Genomic DNA, 18,922 nt, shown 5'->3' on the forward strand with positions numbered 1-18,922 from the left:
CCTTTTATCGGCCTGCGATGCGCTGGGCTTTCTGTTTCGTGGCGTTATGCCCTTGCCAGTCTTTCGCGCACTCTTCGCAGCAGAACACCGCATCATTGACGGCCACCGCGCTGCACCAGCGGCATTCCCCGCTGGGCTGAGGGGTTTTATCTTTGCTTAGCTTTGCGCTGGCGTAGTGGGCTGCGATGGCGTTGCAGCGCATCAGCTCGGATACGTCGCTGGCTTGGTCTATCTTGTCGCTCATGGTTCAGATTCCTGTTTAGATCGATGAATGATTCAGCTGCATACGTCGGGCTGGATGCGGCAGGCGTAGCAGGGCCTTGGTCATGCTTTAAATTTGATTTTTTGCGTCCAGATAAGCCTGAGCACCGTACTTCTGAGCATTGATTCTTGCTCGTTCACTCAGATCCGGCGGGGCTTTCTCTTTTCTTATGCCTTTATCATTAAGTGCCTGATCCAAAGTGCAGGAAACAGTTAATGCCACATGTCCTAGGGTCGAAGGCTTCGCCCTCTCCCGACGCTTGCGCTTCGCTTCAGCGGCAAAGGCCACCCCTAAAAACACGGCTTCTTGTTTCTGCTTTTGGGCGCGTTTCATTTCGGCCACTTCGTGCGAGCTGTATTCGATATGCGATGCGCCCTTAAACGGTCCTTTTTGCGCCTGGCAAGTTTTACCCAGCCGGGCTTTGCCTTTGGCTCCCCATTGCACCTTCCAGCCTTCCTTATGGGTGAGCACCTGGCCACGCTGGCTTTTTACGCCGCAAATCACCGCAACCACTTCGCCATAGCCGTTGATCTGTTCACGTTTCACCAGCTCCAGCGGGTCGTTTTCCATCGCGACCATATAGGCACGAAAGTCGCCCTTGTCGGCGGCGTCCCATGCGCTGCCTAAAATGCGGGTAGGGCAAACGATCTGGCCATCAAGATGTAAATCACGCAAAGCAGTGAGCGGGGCCAGTACATCGGCACGGCCTGACCGCATGGCCTTCATGGCCTCAGTAATACAGGGCTGCAAATTGCCGTCGATTAATCCCTTGGCGGCTTCAGCAATGGCCGGCTCTTTATCCCCTGCAATCAGTTGCTCTAACAGGGTTTCAGCATCTTTGCGCACGCGGCGGGATTCGCGGTAAGGCGTGACTGGCGCTGTGCCAAACATCTGAAATTGACGGCGGCCTAAAATACGCGCCCAGACCGTTGCACGCTGTGCGCCGCTGATGGCATCCATACCCGCTTCGCTATCGCCGTCTACCTTGTAGCCGTCGATATTTTTAGCGATGTAGGCAATGGCATAGGCCACGGCGGCGTAAACCATATCCTGGCCTTTGCGGGGTTTGATGGGGTCTATTTTTACGCGGACTTTTTGGGCGTTTTTTTCATTCGGTTCGGCTTGCAGATACTTATCGCGGATGATCTTCAGGGCTTCGCTGGCGTGCTGTGGTTTCACAAAAAAGATTAAGTGCCAGTGCGGGGTGCCGTCTTTGTGAGGCTCTAAAGTGCGTAAGCCCATAAAATCAATTTCGGCTTTACTAAATTGGGTACGGCATTGCGCCCAGCATTGGGTCAAATAGCTGGCGGTTTGTTGCTGGCTAAAGCCATTCCATTTTTTATTGAGGATCAGCTTTAAGTGCGGTTTTTCGCCGACGCTGGTGCAGCGGTGGTAGCAGCCTGGCGCCGTCAGCGTGATGGCATAAGCGCGGTAGCCCATTTCTTGCGCCCGTTCGGCCATGCCCTTGGTGCGGACAATCAACTCGGTACGCTTGTTCTTGCCGTTGGCCATGCTGCCTGCCAGTACATCGGCCATATCGATCACTTCACCATCGGGCGAAATAGCCACCGCTTCGGCCATGGCCACCGCGCCTTGCTGGGCGCGGATCACCATCCGTTCTAAATTCCATGGGCTAACATAAGCCTGATCTTTGCCCATGCCGATACCGTAGGAATAAGCACGGGCTTCGGCGGCGCGGATGGCGAGGGTACGTAAGCGCTTGCTCCACCATTTATCGGACTTGATCCGGGCGGCCAGCTCCAGCACATAACGGCGCTGGGCGGGTTTCATTTTTTGGTAATCAAGATGCTTCACGCCGTGCTCGGGTAACACAATCCAGCCGCGAGCCACCACCATTTCCAGTAGCTCCAGCGGCGCTTCAATATTTGAGCAACGGACGGCAAATTCTTTGGCCTTGGCGCGGCACTCGCTGTCTGTGGCGGTTTCCAGCCATGCTTGTAAATTGAATTTAGGATTCATTGCGCGGTGGCCTTGGCATACCAAGCGTTTTGCAGCGTGGTTTCACCTTCTGCGATGACGCTACCCAGCAAGCCGCGTATCTGTTTCAGCTTGGCGGATTCACGGGGCAGATCAAATTGATTCAGGCGGGCCATGCGGGCATGGATGGCCGCATCGGCTTTTTGTGCCCAGGCCAATAAATCAGCCAGCTCTTGGTTTTCTGCCTGATTTAATACCGGCAAAGGCTTGCGCTGTGGTTTCAGTGTGGCGAGGACTTCTTCACCGTCATCCGCATAGATAAAGGCAGGGCGTTCTTGTTTTACTTCTGGCAAAGGCATGGCCGGGGAGTTTCTGACCATGGCTAAAACCCGGCTTCGCGCATCCACATTGATCTTTGTTGCCACACAGCGCTTAGGCTCTAAGGCACTGACAGGTGGATCAATCCTTGCTTGTAACTGCTTTGCGAGAGCGGCCATGTTTTATCCAGACGTGACAAAGCCCCTGCGGCTGTTAAACAGGCGCGGGAAGGCTCAGATAAAAGGGGGATTACTTCGGGTTAAAGCGCGAGGGGGAGCTGGTCTTTCTTAAACTTATCGTCATTGGCGGGCGGGAATTCCGTCCATTTAAAGACTTCAAAATCTTCGTTGTACTTAGGCATCCAAGCTTCGGTGATCTGGAAGCCGACTTTTAATCTAGCGCCGCAACTTCTGCAGCCGATTTGGGCGGTAGTGGCTGTTGGAGTAATCCGGACGCTGGTTCGCGTATGCGTTTTAGAATTACAGTATGGGCAATGAATCTCTACGGCCATGATGATTACTCCAAAGCTAACAAAAATTACAAAAGCAAAAGGCAGAGCCACAAACGACTACCATTCGTCGGGTAAAGCGCTTATATTTCTCTACGAAACTTAATCGCGCCTTAAGCAGCAGCGGCTTGTTCTATCTCGGTAAGTGCAATGTCTTCGATGTCTTTAAGTTCTTCTGCTGGGATTTCAATCCCACGAAAAGCCAAGCCTTCTAAGATCAGCAACCGGCACATAGAAGCAACAGATCTTGATTCTTGTTTTGCGATTGAACCCACAACGGGGTGCTCAATTGTTGTTAATCGTAAATTGATGCCCCGGCGGCTGAGCAGGCCGCGCGGCGCTCTGGGCATCGTCTGATCACCTGCCTCGTTTTCTATCATTGTTTAAGTTACCATTAAGGTTATTTAGAGTGTCACTAAGCGACTTGCCTGAATCTATGAATCGATTATCCGTAACATCATCGGAGTTGTCAAACATCAAGCAGAGAATGCTCGGAGTTTCGGAGCGACTTAAAGAGGAAAGAAAGCGCCTTGGTTTGTCCCAAGAAATGGCTGCAAACGCGCTTGGCATCTCAGTTGATTCGCTTTATGGTTACGAAAAGAATAAAACGAATCCTCCTGTTTCGGTACTTTTGCCATTTTCTGATTTAGGTGCTGATGTTCAGTACATTGTCACGGGTGTGCGTAGCTCTGCTAACTTACCCGACACAGAACAAAAGTTAATTTCTGCTTTCCGTGCGGCTCCAGAGCCGGTGCAAACTGGCATTTTGGCCATGCTTCAAGTTGTCCCTGTTGCCGATGCGTCTGCCTCAGATCAGTCGCAAGACGTAAAACCAAAATTTATGGGTAAGGTAGGACAGGTTATTGAAGGTGATGTGAAGATAAAAGGTAAGCAAACTTTTAAATTCTAAATGTGAATGGCTGAATGAATGGTCGCCACTTATCGTAAGTGCTGCCGTTGAAGTGATCAAACCCGCAATTTTGCGGGTTTTTTTATGGTTTAAATAAAGTGAAAGATCAATCATTTTTGGGTGAAGTGGGTATGGTGGCATTTAAAAACATAAAGATTGAGCACAAGCATTTTCACTATGCGGCCTCACCCCGGTTACTCTTGGCCGCCTGCATATTGCTGTCTTTTGCGCTGGGTGTGGTGACGGGCAGGGACTATTTGCCTGTACGGTATTCTTCGGTGGATCAGCCCGCCATGACAGAGCAAAAGGATGACTCTCTGGTACTGACAATCAATGCGAGTTCGGCGGTATAAATAGCAGGCAAACAAAAGCCCCTCGATAAAAAGGGGCTTGGTTTGTTTTGCCGACGTGCGGACGCTCAGCATAGGACACTGTGCGGCAGCTTCCGAACCAAAGCGGAATTGTATCCTCGAAGCGCAAAGTTATTGAACATGCCCCTTCATTGCTAGTTCAGCATATGATTCAAGGCTAGGTGGTATAAAAACTTTGCTTTTAAGTTTGGATGCAATCAGACTTTCGATTCTGTCCTTGCTTACACCATACAAATGCCCAAGTCCATGAAGTGCACTTTCCACACAAGCAGGATTAGCCAAGCTCAGGCATTCTTCAAGAACATCAATCATTGCATCGTATAGCTGCTCCTTGTTTTTTCTGTCACCTAAATATGCAATTGGGGTGACATCCCACAACATATAACAGACTTGGTTTAAAGGATTGTCCGTCGTTTCACTTAGGTGACCCAAGACTTCTGCACACCGTGCATCAAAGCAATCGCAGTAAAGGCAATAAATAGATTTAATCAAGCGCATGCGACTCTCCAATGGAACGGAGTCACTTATAAGGTTGAAAGCAATGTCAGAATAGGAATTGTTGAAAACGAAGTCCAAAGCTGAATTTATTTTTTCATTTGAATAGCTGGCAAACTCCCGGCCACAATTTTCAAGCATGTATGTAGTCAAATCCACCAACTCTGTATCTGTGGCGTCAAATGTTGAGATTTCGGATTCGGCATCTAAGCTCCAAAACGAACTGGCTGAAAAAGAAAAGATATAGTTAATCCATTCTTGATAACGAGCGGGCGGTTCTTTGGATTCTATAGATGCTCTTTTTTTTCTTCTCACGTTAAATCTCTCTAGCACCTAAACAATACGAATCAGTGTCTGCTGTTGGCCGACTGCCGCCAGTGACCTATATCATGCATCGAAATGCACACGTAGTTGCAACCACTGGCAGCTCCCGACCCAAAGCGGAAGTTGCCGACTTATTAAAGCAGACTCTCAGGAATGCTAAAGGTATATGGCAGAACGGTTTTAACTCTAATTTAGAATTGAAAATATCGAGACCCGTGTGGAAGCTTTGAACTGACCTCAACTTGCCAAGCGGAAAATTCTTTAGATTCAAAGCTATAGCGCTCTTGAAACGAAACCGTTTCGCTTGATAAAAGTGCGGCATAGGTTTGCATGAGTGTTACAGCTTGTACAAAGTGCGACTGAGACAAGTATTGATGTATGGCGGTGAGCAGCAACGGATAGTCAGTATTTTCTTTTGTGCCACCATAAACCAATTTGAGCTTGTTTCGGATTTGCCAGATTGGGTCATCTTCGACGAAGAGGGTTTCTTGCTGAGAGCAGAGCCAGCGCAATGCTTTGTGAGGCCTCGCGCCAAAACATGGCGGTGAAATAATTGCTTGTATGGCAATCGAGGTCGCTTCTGCTGTTCTGCCAACACGAACATATTGCGCCCACAAGAGAGACTGAGCATCGGTGTACTCAGGCAATACAGTGGTCGCTTTCTCAAGGAGCATAATAGCTGAATCAACGTTTTGATTTCTTACGCTTTCTTTTGCAGCGTAAAACAGTGCTCGGGGCGAGGCAGGGTCTTCATCAATAGATGGCGATTTAGGATACTCCTCTTCTGCTTTTTGTGATGCCGCAAGAAAGGAGCTTAGCGTTGAGTACGTGGGTTGGACTTGCCAAGAGTCATGCCAAGTTTCAGCAACTATTGGTTCGATGTTTTCTCGCCCAATGGGCCAATACAAACCAAAAGTATCACCATTGCCTAGTTCATTTTCGAAGAACGGAACAAACCCAAGTGGAGGAAATGCAGCTTGGTATTTCCAACTGTTATGGATACTGACTTCTAGAAGATTGACTGGTAATTGCACTGGCTAGAACTCTAAAAAAGTTGTAGAAGAGGCATCTTTATAACAACATCGTGCAGTGAAGTAATCGGAATATACACGATTGAGCGGCAGCTTTAGCGAACGGCGATTACCGTCTGCTGCTGGCCGATAGCCGCCTGCCGCTCAGTCTAACCCAGTCGTTTCAACCGAGCATTAACTCTCGTTTGATGGTGGCGAAATTGGTAAGTGGGCTGGCGACGTTCGATGAGTTCGGGCGGATAAATTGAGTAAGATTCCGCAATATTTGGCGCGCTTCAAAAGCTACTGCAGCTTTTACTTAAACTTTAAGTATGGGGGCTGGATACTGGGCAATAGAGCTATCTGCCGTAATGAGTGTGATTCCTTCGACCGTTGCTTGGGCAATGTGGATGTGATCAAACGGATCTTTGTGAATGGCAGGCAAGTTATCTACAGAAACGGCATGCTCGCTGTAAATGGGTAATTCTTGATAGCCATTATCAAGCAGGCCACGGCGTAAAACGCGCGCGTTTACTCTAAAGTCTTCCCTACCTAATCCATTTTTGATGATCATTTCTCATAATGACGCGGCACTAAAGAAGAGTTGGTTTTTTTCATCACTTAATAGGGCGTGTGCGCTCTCAGGCAGTTTCTCGGAAGCTCAGGCCGCCCATAGCAGGGTATGTGTATCCAAAAAAAACTTCACTCGTCAGCCACACCGAATAAAAGCTCAATTTCTTTTGCAGCCATCGTGTCGAAGTCATCCGGCACCAAAAACTGCCCAGATATAAACCCTAGCTCTGCAATAAGCTGCTCCTTGAGCATTAAGTTAGTATCAATTTGTTTTTTTGATTCGGCGTGATAGCGCTGTGCTTCTTCCGGCGCAAAGCCAAGCTCAGCAAACAAGTTGCCACCCGCCGGGGTGATATGCTGGATTGTGGTATCAATATTATTCATGACTCTGTTTTCATTGATTGAATGATGGCCTGATAACGTGCTTCGGCAATGCCCTTATCTTTTTTTGCGGTCGCTTCAGTTATCCATTGATCAACTTCCCTTGCTGTTTTGTATCCAATTGAATACACTTAATTGATGAACACATTTTACAGCTCTGATGAATTCAATAAGTGGCTGGATTCTTTGAAAGACAAGCTAGGTAAGGCCAAAATATTACAACGTATTCGCCGTGCTACGAATGGCAACTTTGGTGACTGTGAGCCGGTTGGGGGTGGGGTCTCCGAGATGAAGGTCGATTACGGCCCTGGCTACCGTGTTTACTTTACTCGGCGTGGTGCAGTCATTTATTTATTGCTGCTGGGTGGAGATAAGTCCACACAACCACGTGACATTGAGCGTGCCAAGGTAATGGCCGCAAGCCTTGAGGAATAAATCATGACTATTTTTACCCCCTTTGATGTTGTAGATCATCTTGATGATGAAGAAACTATCAGCGCTTATTTATCTGAAGCACTTGCTGATCCTGATCCTGCTATGTTTTTACTTGCCATCAAAGACGTAGCTCGCGCCCGTGGCATGACGCAACTTGCTAAAGATTCCGGATTAGGTAGAGAGAGCTTATACAAAGCACTTGCTCCGGGAAGCAAGCCCCGCTATGAAACGATCATGAAACTTTTACATGGTTTGGGTATTAAATTAAATGCTACACCTGCTGCATGATAAAAGAGCAAGTGTAAAACGGCGGCCAGATGGTCGCCGTTTTTGTTTACCCGTCCACTTCACTGGCCTTTACTTCCAGCTCCAAAGCCGTGGTGTAGCCACTGTCGCTTAAGCTATGCACCACGCGGGTAATGATCCAGTCTTGCTTATCGATAATGGGCTTAAAGCCTGACACGCTGGCGGGGAGTTCTGGAAACAATTCTGGGCGGCCATAGGCGAGGGTGATTGAGAATTGAGCCACGCCGCGCTGCAGCTTTTCCCATTCTGCTTTTGCGGCCCGTTCGGCGTTGGTTTTGCTGGCGTAAACGTGTCTTAGTGTTTTGACGTTATCATCCGCGCCCTGGATGACTTCTCCTTGCCCCGGGCCTGCTTTTTTCCTAGGTTTGCGTTTTACGGTGGTGGTTTCTTTCTTGGCCGTTTTGGTGTTTTGCCATGCCGCTTTCACGCCGCTATACGCGCCCCGGTCTGCAATGCCAAAGCGGTGGCCGTCGCCAGATTGGCGGGTGATCTGCACTTTGCCAAGCGGCTGGCCACTGGCCGTGCTGGCCTGGCCTGCTTTCATAAACAGCAGGCTGCTGTCTTTGACCGTGGCAATGGCGTCAAACATTTTAGCGATGCGGCTTAAAAAGCTGGCGTCGCTTTCGCTGGTCTGGTCGATGTGACGGATGGCTTGCCCGGCTAAGTCTGGCCCGATCCGGTGCTGGATCTTATTTTGTTTGGCGATGGTTTCAACAATCGCGCCCACGGTGGTTTGATGCCATGAGCGCTCTTTTTTAACGGACAGGCCCGCGCGTAAATCGGCGCTGCGGGCGCGGATGGTGAGCTGATCCGGTGCGCCGCTGTGCTCGACTTCATCCACCGTATATTGGCCCTTATCCACTAAGCCACTATCCGCCCAGCCCAGCGACACGCTGACAACGGCACCGCGTGGCGGAATTTCCAGCAGGCCGTCGCTATCGTCCAGCGTGATATCCAGCTGATCCGCTTCAAAGCCGCGATTGTCTGTCAGGTTAACCGACACCAGCCGGTCGTTCACCCGCTTAGAAATATCTTTGCTGCCGACTAAGATTTTAAAGCGCGGGGCGTTGTGGCCTTCATTCATTGCAACAGACCTATTATTTTTTCGAGAGGGTTGGATGTGATCCGCTTCAGGCTTAAGTTAAATTCAATCTTGCGGGCTGAGCCGTTCTTGTAAAACAGGCTGCGGGTGGTTTTGATGGCTTCGATCACGTACTCGCCATAAATCCAGCCGGTGCCTTCAATTAAAAAATACGCTTCTCCCGTATCGGCCATTTCTTCCAGCGCCAGCAAAGACACCTCGCCCGCGTTCAGCTCTTCATACAATACGCCGCTCAGCGCGATGCTTTCCGCATCTGGCCCTAGAAACTGATTAGCTGGGCCGATACCGATTCGCGTCTGGCTGGCGTGCCGCCATGATTTGGATTGCTCTAAAGTTTGGTAAGGGGCGCTGGCCAGCTCAAATACAAACATACCTAAGACCATCATCATCAGTCGCTGTCTCCTAAGCGTGAACGGCTGCGCACTTGCTTCTGGCGGTCGGCTTTGGCGATTTCTTGCGCGACCCGTTGCGCCAACGCCTGTTCGTTCATGCCTGGCGCCGCATTAATCGTGATCTGGATCGATGGCGCTGGGCTGTAGTTGGTTTGGGCTGACATGGGCGGGCGCTGATCCAGTTGGATATCGGCCATGGCCCCCAAGCTGGTGCCGCCAATCATCAGGCCACCGGCAGCAGTCGCCATTTTGCGGGCCATGTTTTTAATGGTATCGAGTGGCGCTTGCTGGCTGTCGCTTAAGCCTTTGTCCAAACCTGCAACGGTATGCCGCCCAATTTGGGCAAACACGCGGGAGGGGGAATGGATATCAAGTGCTTTTTGTACCGGCTCGGGCAGCATTTTGGCCAGCTCGTAGAACTTCCCTTTTAACCAGTCCCACTTACCGGCAATCCCTTGCCACAAACCATCGACCATCATCTGGCCATAGCCGGTAAAGGTGGCGGGGAGTTCCAAACCAAACCAGCTGAAGACCTTGGTAAAGGCGCTGTAAAACAAACCCAGCGGCGACCAATTGAGGATTAATGCGCCGATCCCTGAAATGCCACCATGAAAGGCTTCTTTGATCTGATCCCACAGACCACCAAAGAAGGCCTTAATCGGCTCCCAATATTTGTAAATCAACAGGGCAGCAAGGGCGATACCTGTGACCAACAGGCCGATAGGATTCATCAGCAGGGCGCGGCCCATAAAGAGCGCGGCATTCCCGGCCAGGCTTAAAGCACTGGTCAACAGGCTATAACTCCATGTGGCCGCTTTGGCTAACACTGAACCCATACCCATTTGAATATTCATCGAGGTCAGGGCAAACCGAACCATGGCAAACGGGCCTAACAGCGCCGCTGCGGCCAGCGCTAAGCCGCCCAATATCGCCACGATGGCAGCAGCGGATACGCTGACTTTGACCAAAGTTGCGGCCAGCTCGGGGTTGGCCTTCATCCATTCGCCTGTTTTGCGGATGACGTCGGTGATATTTTGCAGCAGCTCGCGCAGGGGGCTGTTGCTGCCTTCAAACATTTCAATGCCCACATCTTCCCAAGCCGATTGCAGCGTCTTGATATCGCCCGCCGCGTTGTCGCTCATGGTGGCCGCGTTCTTGCTGGCTTCACCAGCGGACTGTCTGAGAGTGGCAATTAGTGCTTGCAGCTTGCCGCTACCGGCTTGCGCGGTCAGCACTTGCAATGCACTAAAAGCCTCTTCGCCCGCAATATGCTTAAAGTATCCGGCCCGCTGGGCATTGCCCATGTTTTTTGTTTTGGCTTCCAGCTCGGCCAGAATGGTCGGCAGATCGCGTAGATTGCCTTTGGCGTCTTTGGCTTGCAGCCCTAGCTCTTTCATGGCGTCTGCGGCCATTTTGGGCGGGGCTGACAAGCGGGACATAATGGCGCGTAAGGCCGTACCACCCATGCTGGCCTGAATACCGGCGTCCCCTAATTTACCGGTCATGGCGGCGGCTGTTTCCAGATCCACGCCCAGGCCGGCAGCGACTGGCGCGGCGTATTTCATGGTTTCAGCCAGCATTCTTAAATCGACATTCGAGCGCGTGAACGTGCCGACCAGCACATCGCCCGCACGGCCCATCTGATCTGCGTTCAGCTTAAAGCCGGTCAGAATATTGGAGGCCATATCGGCAGCGGCGGGCAGTTCTACCCGTCCGGCCTTGGCTAAATCGAGCACACCCGGCATGGCTTTTTGAATCGCGGTCGGATCAAAGCCTGCCATGGCTAAATAGCCTTGCCCCTGTGCCGCTTCGTTGGCGGTAAAGCTGGTGGCCGCGCCTAATTCCCGCGCCTGTTTGCGTAAGGCGGCGAGCTGCGGGCCGTTTTTATCCAATCGGGTAAGCGCCTGTACGCTGGACATTTCCGCATCAAAGTCTAAGCCCGGTCCCATCACCCGTTTGGCCGCGTACAGCGCACCGCCACCCGCAACGGCCATACCCGCACCAGCTCCCGCCAGATTGTTTCTGGCGTTCATGCTTCGGTCGTAAGTTGCTCTGGCCGCATGTTGGCGCTGCATCTGTCGGCCTAAGCGTTCCAGCTGCTGTTGTTCTCTTTGCAGGGCGGCGCTGGTGCTGGTGGCGTTTTGTCTGAGCTCGCGCTGATGCTGGGACAGATTGCGCGTAGAAATACCCGCCGCATTCAGAGAGGTGCGCAGGCTTTGTTGCCGGTTGACCAGCTGAGTGTGGCGGGCGGCCAGCTCCGCCGCTTCTTTTTTAGCCCGGTTAAATTCCGCGCTCATTTGCCGGGTCGGATGGGCCGTGGCGGCGAGGCTTCTGCCCAGCGCCGTGGCGCGTTCCTGGGCGGCTTTCATTTGCTGCGAGGTTTGGGCGGTATCGCGGGTTAGCTTTTTAAATGAATCAATCTGCCCCTGGGTTTTATCCAGTGCCTTCATTTTGTTTTTAAGTTCGCTGACTTGCTTTGATACCGCCTTGCTTTGATTCAGTACCCCTTTAAACGGCGCGGTAAATTGATCAATTGCTTTTAACACCACTTCTAATCGTAAATTTCGCGCCGCGCTCATTAGTGCTCCTGTGCCAATCGTTCTAAGGCAATGGTTTTGTATTCCTCGCTTAACTCACAGCCCAGCCAGTCGTAGCCTTCCAATTCCGCCGCCAGCAGGGTGGAGCCTGATCCGGCGAAAGGGTCCAGAATTAAACCGCCAGGCGTGCAGATCTTGATCAGATCGCGCATTAAATCGGTGGGTTTGCCGGTGATATGGAACTTGTCTTTTTGTTTGACCACTTCCTTATAAACACCGCGCAATACGCCCACATCGCGGGCCAGTGGCATATCGCCCTTACTGCCCCACACAATGTATTCCGCCTGATTTCTAAAACGGCCCATCTGGGGGCGCACGCCTTCGCCCTTATCCCAGACCGCAATGCCGCGCCAGGTAAAACCCGCCACCTGCAAAGCGTCGGTGGTCAGCGGCAATTGTCGCCAGTCGGTGAATAAGCAAATGGGCGCACCGTCTTTCATAACGCGCAGGCATTCAGACAGCCAAAGCGTCATCCAGCGCAGGTGGGCGCGTTGGTCGCGGTGATCGCCGGTGAATTCAGGGTATTTGCGGACGGTGTCGTTGTTTTGGTATTTCTCGCTTGTGCTGCGGTTTTTAGAGCCGATGTGTAAGCCGCCCGAGGCATAAGGCGGGTCGGTGATCAGCGCATCTACCCGGGCGGCGGGGAGGGATTCTAAGAAGGGCAGGCAGTCGCCTTGGTGGAGGAAATTTTTCATATATTGTTTTCTGGGTTGAATCGTTTGCGCGCTTCTTCACGCCATTCCATCAGATCCGATACCGTCATGTCGTCCATGGCCGAAGGCGGCCAATGAAACACCATGGCGATATCGGCCATGGCTGAATTTACGCTTGCGGGTAGTCCGCTTTGGCGTCCTTCGGCAATAAAAAACCGGCGGTGATCCCGGCCAATTGCAGCAGGTCGGCAGGGTCCAGATTGCGGACGTCCTGCTCGGTGAGCGCAGGGTCTGAAATACGCGGCAATACCTTAGTGATGGCTTCTACATCCATCTGCAGCAAGTCGCCCAACTTCACGCCACGCAATGCGCCGCTTTTGGGCTTGATCAGCGTAATGCGGCTGATGGTCTGATCGCCACGAATCAGCGGGCTATCGAGTTCGACGGTGTTGGGGTTTTTTTCTTGAACATTCATTTTGGTTTAAATCCTTTTAATCAGAGGCCAATGGCGCTGCGCATTTTTGCGAGGCGGTCGGTACCGTCGATGATTTCAATCATGTTGACCGTATCGATTTCCACCAGCGTTTTGCCGTTTAGGGTTAGCTTGTAATAGCTGAGGGAGCTGGCGACTTTGAACTCGGTATCGTCGCTAGGCTTGGCGCTGCCCATATCGATTTCTTTATGCCGCCCGCGCACAATCACCTCGACCGCATCGACTTCTTCCGAGTCTTCCCGCTGATAGCCACCGGCAAAGCGCAGCAGCACCGCGTCGTGCGTGGCCGCGCCAAAACTGGCGAGGATTTCGCGCATAAAGCCGCCGTAGGTCGCCGACATTTCGAGCTTTTCAAGGCCAAGGTCGATATCGACTGTGCCGCTCATGCCGCCGCCCCGGTACTCTTCCATCTTGCGGCTGAGCTTGGGTAGGGTCACTTCCGTAACCTGTCCTGCAAAGTTGATCCCATCCATAAACAAATTGAGGGCTTTTAACTTACCTGGTAAAGCCATGTTGATTCCCCTTGATTAGCCGACGCTGGCGCTAAAATTCATCAGGTATTGATCGGTAATGCGCTGGCGCAGCTCTAAGTTTTCCAGAGGCGGGACGGGGGTGTAGTCGTAATCGATGGTGAGCTTGCCCGCCTTCAGATCCTCCTTCCCGTTGGCCTCAACATCCAGCCAGGCGTTAAAGCCCAGCAAGTAACCCGCTGAAACCCAGGCGCGACCCTTCGCATTAATCCCTTCCAAAATGTCTTTGGCTAAGCTCGGCGTCATCGGCTGATCGATGGCCCACATATGCGCCTCGCCCATGGTGTCGGCGATGACTTGGGCGCTGCGGGTGTAGTTCTCAAACATAAACAGCGGATCAGCAGACAGGGTTCGGTTGCCCCAGAACACAAAGCCTTTGGCGCGAACAAGGGTGGTGATGTCTTTGCCATTGAGCAGGCCCGCGTCGGTGTCCGGGTCTTGCAGATCCCAGAACACGTCCTGGCTTAAGCCGGTGACGCCGTTAATCACCACATTGGAAAGCGTCTTATGCCAGCCGATTTCCTTGTCCAGTTTGGCGCGTAAGCCGATGGCGTAAGCGACGGCTAAGTCGAGGCCTTCATCATCAAGGCCGGACCAGTTGGGATTTTTAAAGTCTGGCCAGATCATCATTAATTCGCGCTGGCCGAAGTTGGCGCGGTATTCCAGCGCTTCTTGCACGCTATTGCAGCCGCGTGCGCTGATATAGGCAAAGCCGCGCAGCTTCTGGCAGAGGGTTGCCAGCTCATTGGCGACCAGCAAAGTGTCGTAGCCCGGCACCCCTAAAATGCGCGGCTTCACATGCACGATGCTGTTGGCCGCGAGCAAAGCTTTAAGGCCGGTAAAGCGGCCTGTTTCATCGGTGCCGCCGATGATGTTCTGCTCGGTTTCTTTTTCGTCTTTGCCTTGCTCGACGCGCACCATGACAACAATCGGGCTGGTCTGTTTAGCAATGGCATTAAGCGTGCGCAGCATGGTGCCTTTCGTGCCTGCTTTGCCAATGGCTTTTTGTACGTTGGTGATCAGTACCGGCTGATTGAGCGGGAAGAATTTTGCATCTGCATCGGGGGCGGTGCAGACCAGGCCGATAACGGCGGTGCTGATGGTTTGAATGGTGCGCGTACCCTCGTTAATCTCGATGACTCGCGTACCATGGTGGAATTGATCGCCCATGATTTCCTCGGTTTGAATTGACCGAGCCATCATGAGCGTTTACGGCTGGATTCGCTTTCACTGGGGATTGTGAAGCAGGGAACGACAAAGCTTAGGCGGGTGTTTCGCTTAAAACTTGCGCCAGCAAGCCTTCCAGCCGTTCGATTTTCTCATTTAATGCGAGCAATTGATCGTCAGCGATGGCTGCTGGTGGGTCTAAAACCAGCGGGATGGGTTGAGCTTCCGTGATCCATTTTTTACCGTTCCAGACCGCCCCTTCAAAATACGGCAGCAGGGTGAAGCCTTCGGGTATTGGGCCTAATGTATCCAGCACACGCGCCGCGCCATCGCTGGTTTGGTAGGCGATCATCTTTCGGTAGTCTTCAATCAGCGCCCAGCACTGATCTGCCTTATTTCGAATGATGGCTTTGTTTTTAGCGGGCCGAACTTTGGGCGCATCCTGCACCGCACCGGCAGGCAAGCCGCAATCTTTAGACACCCACATTTCAGCTTTGCCGATATATTCCAGCGTGCGGGTGTCGTGGCAAAAGCAAGGCACGACGCCGTCGTGGCTGGCAAAGCCGTCTTGATCGAAAGAAACCGGCTGCACGGGCTTGGTTTCTGGTTTCAGCATTGGGCGGGTGTTGTCTGGTTTGATTGTATTTTTAAGCATTGGATTATCCCCACCGAACGATGTAATTGAATGCAATATTGTCTGGGTGCGTTCTGCCCTGCGGGCCGTCTACCGTCGCTCTGGGTTGGGTGCGTACATAGTTCACACCTGGCTGGCCGCCGCCACCCGAATAAGATAACCAGCCACCATCATCAAAAGGCACGGTGTGCTGATGCTCGCCGACATTGGCGGCTTGATAGCTTAAGACTTCCCGCCCCGGATCAATACCGCGCCCCGCATCCCAGCCTGAGATATACATGCCGCGCAGGTCGGGCAGGGTGGCACCATAGAGAGAAGCAAGGACAGGGGCTTCGGCTGGATTAATGCCTTGGCCCTGTAAAAAGATCCAGCCAGCGGGCGGGGTATTGCTGGGCCATGGGACGGGGACGCCGGTTGGTACGCCGAAAGAGCCATCGACCAGCTTGTCAGCCGTCCGGCAGGCGTCCACGCGCACGCCGAAGGTGTTCTCGCCATTCCAGCCCATTAAAACAGGGTAGCTTTGTTTCCAAGGCTCGGTCGCATTGATTGTGCTGACGCCGCCGCCTTTGGGCGATAAGCCATTGCTGCCGTCAAAGATCACATGGCCGTTGCCGTAGTTTTGCCAGCGCAGCAGGCTCGATACGCCATCGTAATCTCTGGCCCTATCTGCAATGCTGCCCGCTGGATCGCGTGATTTTAAGTAATAGGTATGCAGCTGGCTGGTCAGAACACGGCCATCGCTGATCGACATGATTTTAGTCGGCAGGTTGCCGTCGCCATTGGTGGTAACGCCAAAGTGCAACTCGCCCCAATTGGCCGCCTCGCCTGCACCTTCTGCCCAGATGGCCGCAACATTGGAAACGGCGGAAACATCCCTGAATGAATCCCAAGTAATCGCCCCTAAAATTTGCTTGGTCGCGCTGGGGTTCTTTTTTTCAAAAACGACCCGCGAAAAATCAGCGGCTTCGGTAGTTTGATTCAGCGTCATGTGCTTTGTTAGAAGCGTGCCATCTTGGCGCATCTCCCAGCGCCCTAGCGCTAAATCGGCCTCGCCCGTCATTTGAAAAACCATTGACGCCCCGTAAGCGTAGCCATTGCGATAAGTGCCGATCTTGCTCAGGATCGAATAGCCTTGGGAATACTGAGTTCTTTGTGAGACAAGCCAGGTCGCTTTATTGTCTAGGGGGAATTGGGTGTAATTGTGGAATGCGCCTTGCGTCCAGTTATACAAACCGCCATCAGAGAACAATTCCGCATTCGAGTTGTACACGCCATTGATAGAAAGTGATTTTCCTAAATACGCCCCAAGTATTGGGTATCTGTCATCTGCTTCGCTCTTCAGGTAATAGCGCTCGCCGTGCGGGTTGGCCTCATTGACGTGCGCTTCAATCAGCCCCTTGGTTTCCCCTTCGGTGGTGTATTGCGGGTGAGGGTCTGCGGCCTGGCTGTGGGCGCTGTCTGCTTCGTCAGCGTGCTGGATCGCTTCATCGCGCCCACGGTTGCCTTCTTTAACTGCGGTGTCGCTGAGGTCTTGCCTTAAGTCGGCGTTGGTTTTGTCGGTGATTTTTTTGTTGTAGTAGTCTTTTGAATGCGGGTCGTCATCGGCAATATGCTGCTTCATGGTTTCTTCGACCAGCTCAATACTGGCGATGCCAATATCTTGGCTGGCGCTGATGGTGACAGCGGCGGTGTTGCTGACGACAAACACCATGCGCAGGGTTTGTACCTTGCCCGATCCTTCTTCTAATTGCGGTTTGTAGCTGGCCGGGCAATTGGCGACGGCGATTAAGCCGCCTTTGTCGTCATACAGGCCCATTTCTCGAATCCACCAGCCGCCGACGTTTTCTTTAATGATGAGTTCGGCAATCACGGTGTTTTTTCCCGCTTCGGATTTGAGCGAGTTTAGATTGCTGCGGTAGTTCTCTTTGATGAGCTGGGTCTGGTTTTCATCCGGGGTGGTGTCGTTGCCGCCGCCATCGCCTACCGCCATTTTTTCAATATGGATGGTTTTGTTTTGCGCGGTGGCTTCGGCAATCTGGGCTTCGCCGTAGGTCGTCAGGATTGCAAAGTATTTTTGGCTCATAGGGTGTCGATTGCCTTGGGGTAGATGTTGATGACTTCGCCCTGGTATTGGCCGACGCCGATATAGATCAGGCCGCGTGGCTCGACGCTGATATTCATTTCGATTAAATGGCGCGAGAGCGGTTTGGCTTCGTCGATTAAATAATTCAGCTCGATCTGGGTTTCTTCGGTAATGCCTTGGTCTATGGTTTTGACTTCCAGCTTGAAGGTGCCACGCGGGCCGATGGGGTTTTCTTCCCACCATTCGGTGATCTCTAAGCGATAGCCCAGCGGCTCGACGATGCGTTTAAGTGCGCCGATGGTGCCTTTATGCTGATGTACAAAGAACGATTGGCGGATCACTTCCCGCTGCACCGGCTCGCTCCAGTTCTCGTCCCATCGATCTACAGAGAAAGCCCAGGCTAAATAGGGCAAGGCCGCTTTCGGGCAGGTGTCGGCATTCCAAAGCGCCGCCAGCAAAATAGGCAGTTCTTGCCCAGCTTGGCAGCTTTGGGCAATAGCGCGTTCTAATTTGCTTGATCCGGTGGGCAGCAGGGATTTAGTCATCGATGCCGCCGACGGTGATATCCACGGCGGTGCAGTGCGCGGCCTGTGTTTCATCAAGCACCACATCTTTAGCCGGTGAAACGAGTTCGACACGCTGCACGCCTTCCACATGCAGCGCGGCAAAGATGGCCGATTGCCGGATATCGCGCCCCATGCGGCGCTGGGTGCTGATGTATTTTTGAAGCTGGGCGTGGGCGGCTTCTAAAATCGGGCCTTTTTCTGGGCCTTGGTAAAGATATAAAACGGCGGTAACGGCGTAATTGACGATGCTGGCCGACTGCACGGTCAGCCGGTCGCCTACGGGGCGCACATCTTCGCCCGATAGCAGCAGCCTGACTTTGCTGAGTAAATCAGCGGGGGCTGAGCCGTCGTCATCATTTGCCAGCACGCTGACGACCACTTCGCAGGGGTTGGGGCTGATGGCGCTGGCGTCGGCCACACGGGCATCCGCCGATAAAGCATGAAAGATATACGCCGACCTTGGCCCCGCCACGCTTAAGCCTTCAAAGGCCCGCTGGCCCCGTGCGCGGAGTGAATCATCAGATTCTAAAACCGCATCGGTGGGCGGTACCGCGTTTGGGTCGGCTGGCGTAATTACAAAGCGCTGCACATTAAAATTAGCCACCAGATGGTCTAAATCGCTCCCCTGGCTAAATGCCAACATGCAAGCTGCGCCGCGTTCGTTAATGCGTTGCCGCTGGATCACTTCACGGTAAGCGTTTTCTTGTAAGAGCTTGGTGAGTGGTTCAGATTCCAGACTCAGTACGGCGGCCGCATCGGGGTAGAGCGCAATCAGCGCCGCTTTGCGATCCTTAAAAATGGTTTCAAAATCCAGCGCCTCGATCAGGTTGGGCGGGGGCAGGCGGGAGAGGTCTACTTCTTGGCTTTTCATGGC

The 18,922-nt window shown here is 52.5% G+C and carries 25 protein-coding genes; 4 read left to right on the plus strand and 21 right to left on the minus strand.

Annotated features, from left to right (window positions below):
- Positions 1–4: 4 nt before the first annotated feature.
- From DYD62_RS01430 to DYD62_RS01450, 5 genes are all read right to left on the minus strand, one after another.
- Entirely contained in the window at positions 5–244 is a 240-nt protein-coding gene (locus DYD62_RS01430) for a hypothetical protein (protein WP_115225730.1), read from the minus strand.
- Positions 245–331: 87 nt separating this feature from the next.
- Complete coding sequence (locus tag DYD62_RS01435) at positions 332–2,242, minus strand: replication endonuclease (RefSeq protein WP_115225731.1); 1,911 nt, start codon at positions 2,240–2,242, stop codon at positions 332–334.
- Entirely contained in the window at positions 2,239–2,697 is a 459-nt protein-coding gene (locus tag DYD62_RS01440; protein ID WP_115225732.1) for a hypothetical protein, read from the minus strand. Before DYD62_RS01440 ends, DYD62_RS01435 begins: the two co-directional genes overlap by 4 nt.
- Positions 2,698–2,777: 80 nt before the next feature.
- Complete coding sequence (locus DYD62_RS01445; protein ID WP_132038587.1) at positions 2,778–3,080, minus strand: Ogr/Delta-like zinc finger protein; 303 nt, start codon at positions 3,078–3,080, stop codon at positions 2,778–2,780.
- A gap of 59 nt (positions 3,081–3,139) precedes the next feature.
- Entirely contained in the window at positions 3,140–3,376 is a 237-nt protein-coding gene (locus tag DYD62_RS01450) for a hypothetical protein (RefSeq protein WP_132038588.1), read from the minus strand.
- Between the two features lie 86 nt (positions 3,377–3,462).
- On the opposite strand from DYD62_RS01450, the gene DYD62_RS01455 reads away from it, so the two are divergent.
- Positions 3,463–3,936 (plus strand): helix-turn-helix domain-containing protein, encoded by a 474-nt coding sequence (locus tag DYD62_RS01455; RefSeq protein WP_115225735.1) that lies wholly within the window; start codon positions 3,463–3,465, stop codon positions 3,934–3,936.
- A 98-nt stretch (positions 3,937–4,034) separates the two neighbouring features.
- Positions 4,035–4,289: a hypothetical protein gene (locus tag DYD62_RS01460; RefSeq protein ID WP_115225736.1), complete on the plus strand. Its 255-nt coding sequence runs from the start codon at positions 4,035–4,037 to the stop codon at positions 4,287–4,289.
- A gap of 129 nt (positions 4,290–4,418) precedes the next feature.
- Here DYD62_RS01460 and DYD62_RS01465 read toward each other — a convergent pair whose 3' ends face one another.
- The 4 genes from DYD62_RS01465 to DYD62_RS01480 form a co-directional block, all read right to left on the minus strand.
- Positions 4,419–5,117 carry a hypothetical protein gene (locus DYD62_RS01465; protein ID WP_132038589.1) on the minus strand — a complete coding sequence of 233 codons (699 nt, stop codon included), beginning with the start codon at positions 5,115–5,117 and terminating at the stop codon, positions 4,419–4,421.
- 200 nt (positions 5,118–5,317) lie between these two features.
- Positions 5,318–6,160 (minus strand): tetratricopeptide repeat protein, encoded by an 843-nt coding sequence (locus tag DYD62_RS01470; protein WP_115225738.1) that lies wholly within the window; start codon positions 6,158–6,160, stop codon positions 5,318–5,320.
- Between the two features lie 295 nt (positions 6,161–6,455).
- Entirely contained in the window at positions 6,456–6,710 is a 255-nt protein-coding gene (locus DYD62_RS01475) for a type II toxin-antitoxin system VapC family toxin (protein ID WP_207916265.1), read from the minus strand.
- A gap of 128 nt (positions 6,711–6,838) precedes the next feature.
- Entirely contained in the window at positions 6,839–7,093 is a 255-nt protein-coding gene (locus DYD62_RS01480) for a hypothetical protein (protein ID WP_115225739.1), read from the minus strand.
- Between the two features lie 135 nt (positions 7,094–7,228).
- On the opposite strand from DYD62_RS01480, the gene DYD62_RS01485 reads away from it, so the two are divergent.
- Together DYD62_RS01485 and DYD62_RS01490 are read left to right on the plus strand one after the other, a co-directional pair.
- Positions 7,229–7,525 (plus strand): type II toxin-antitoxin system RelE/ParE family toxin, encoded by a 297-nt coding sequence (locus DYD62_RS01485; RefSeq protein ID WP_115225740.1) that lies wholly within the window; start codon positions 7,229–7,231, stop codon positions 7,523–7,525.
- Between the two features lie 3 nt (positions 7,526–7,528).
- Entirely contained in the window at positions 7,529–7,813 is a 285-nt protein-coding gene (locus tag DYD62_RS01490) for an addiction module antidote protein (protein WP_115225741.1), read from the plus strand.
- Between the two features lie 46 nt (positions 7,814–7,859).
- Here the strand turns inward: DYD62_RS01490 and DYD62_RS01495 are convergent, their stop codons facing one another.
- Genes DYD62_RS01495 through DYD62_RS01550 form a run of 12 tightly spaced genes read right to left on the minus strand, consistent with a single transcriptional unit; the run spans position 7,860 to position 18,919 of the window.
- Positions 7,860–8,915 (minus strand): phage late control D family protein, encoded by a 1,056-nt coding sequence (locus tag DYD62_RS01495; protein ID WP_115225742.1) that lies wholly within the window; start codon positions 8,913–8,915, stop codon positions 7,860–7,862.
- Positions 8,912–9,322 carry a phage tail protein gene (locus tag DYD62_RS01500; protein ID WP_115225743.1) on the minus strand — a complete coding sequence of 137 codons (411 nt, stop codon included), beginning with the start codon at positions 9,320–9,322 and terminating at the stop codon, positions 8,912–8,914. Before DYD62_RS01500 ends, DYD62_RS01495 begins: the two co-directional genes overlap by 4 nt.
- Complete coding sequence (locus DYD62_RS01505) at positions 9,322–11,904, minus strand: phage tail tape measure protein (protein ID WP_115225744.1); 2,583 nt, start codon at positions 11,902–11,904, stop codon at positions 9,322–9,324. Before DYD62_RS01505 ends, DYD62_RS01500 begins: the two co-directional genes overlap by 1 nt.
- Positions 11,904–12,617 (minus strand): DNA-methyltransferase, encoded by a 714-nt coding sequence (locus DYD62_RS01510; RefSeq protein WP_115225745.1) that lies wholly within the window; start codon positions 12,615–12,617, stop codon positions 11,904–11,906. Before DYD62_RS01510 ends, DYD62_RS01505 begins: the two co-directional genes overlap by 1 nt.
- Positions 12,614–12,736: a GpE family phage tail protein gene (locus tag DYD62_RS01515; RefSeq protein WP_115225746.1), complete on the minus strand. Its 123-nt coding sequence runs from the start codon at positions 12,734–12,736 to the stop codon at positions 12,614–12,616. The genes DYD62_RS01510 and DYD62_RS01515 overlap by 4 nt, the downstream gene beginning before the upstream one ends.
- An 8-nt stretch (positions 12,737–12,744) precedes the next feature.
- Positions 12,745–13,050, minus strand: coding sequence for a phage tail assembly protein (locus DYD62_RS01520; protein WP_115225747.1), 306 nt, complete (start codon positions 13,048–13,050; stop codon positions 12,745–12,747).
- Between the two features lie 20 nt (positions 13,051–13,070).
- The gene (locus DYD62_RS01525) at positions 13,071–13,580 is read right to left on the minus strand and encodes a phage major tail tube protein (RefSeq protein ID WP_115225748.1); all 510 of its coding nucleotides are present in this window, start codon (positions 13,578–13,580) and stop codon (positions 13,071–13,073) included.
- Positions 13,581–13,595: 15 nt separating this feature from the next.
- Positions 13,596–14,801 (minus strand): phage tail sheath protein, encoded by a 1,206-nt coding sequence (locus tag DYD62_RS01530; RefSeq protein WP_233702856.1) that lies wholly within the window; start codon positions 14,799–14,801, stop codon positions 13,596–13,598.
- A 58-nt stretch (positions 14,802–14,859) separates the two neighbouring features.
- Positions 14,860–15,420 (minus strand): hypothetical protein, encoded by a 561-nt coding sequence (locus DYD62_RS01535; RefSeq protein ID WP_115225749.1) that lies wholly within the window; start codon positions 15,418–15,420, stop codon positions 14,860–14,862.
- Between the two features lie 4 nt (positions 15,421–15,424).
- Positions 15,425–17,482, minus strand: a complete 2,058-nt coding sequence (locus DYD62_RS01540; protein WP_115225750.1) for a phage tail-collar fiber domain-containing protein — start codon at positions 17,480–17,482, stop codon at positions 15,425–15,427.
- Positions 17,479–18,027, minus strand: coding sequence for a phage tail protein I (locus DYD62_RS01545; RefSeq protein ID WP_115225751.1), 549 nt, complete (start codon positions 18,025–18,027; stop codon positions 17,479–17,481). The genes DYD62_RS01540 and DYD62_RS01545 overlap by 4 nt, the downstream gene beginning before the upstream one ends.
- A complete protein-coding gene (locus DYD62_RS01550) occupies positions 18,020–18,919 on the minus strand; it encodes a baseplate assembly protein (protein WP_115225752.1) in 900 nt (299 codons plus the stop codon). Before DYD62_RS01550 ends, DYD62_RS01545 begins: the two co-directional genes overlap by 8 nt.
- Positions 18,920–18,922: the final 3 nt, after the last annotated feature.

The sequence above is a fragment of the Iodobacter fluviatilis genome, assembly GCF_900451195.1.
Lineage (GTDB): Bacteria > Pseudomonadota > Gammaproteobacteria > Burkholderiales > Chitinibacteraceae > Iodobacter > Iodobacter fluviatilis.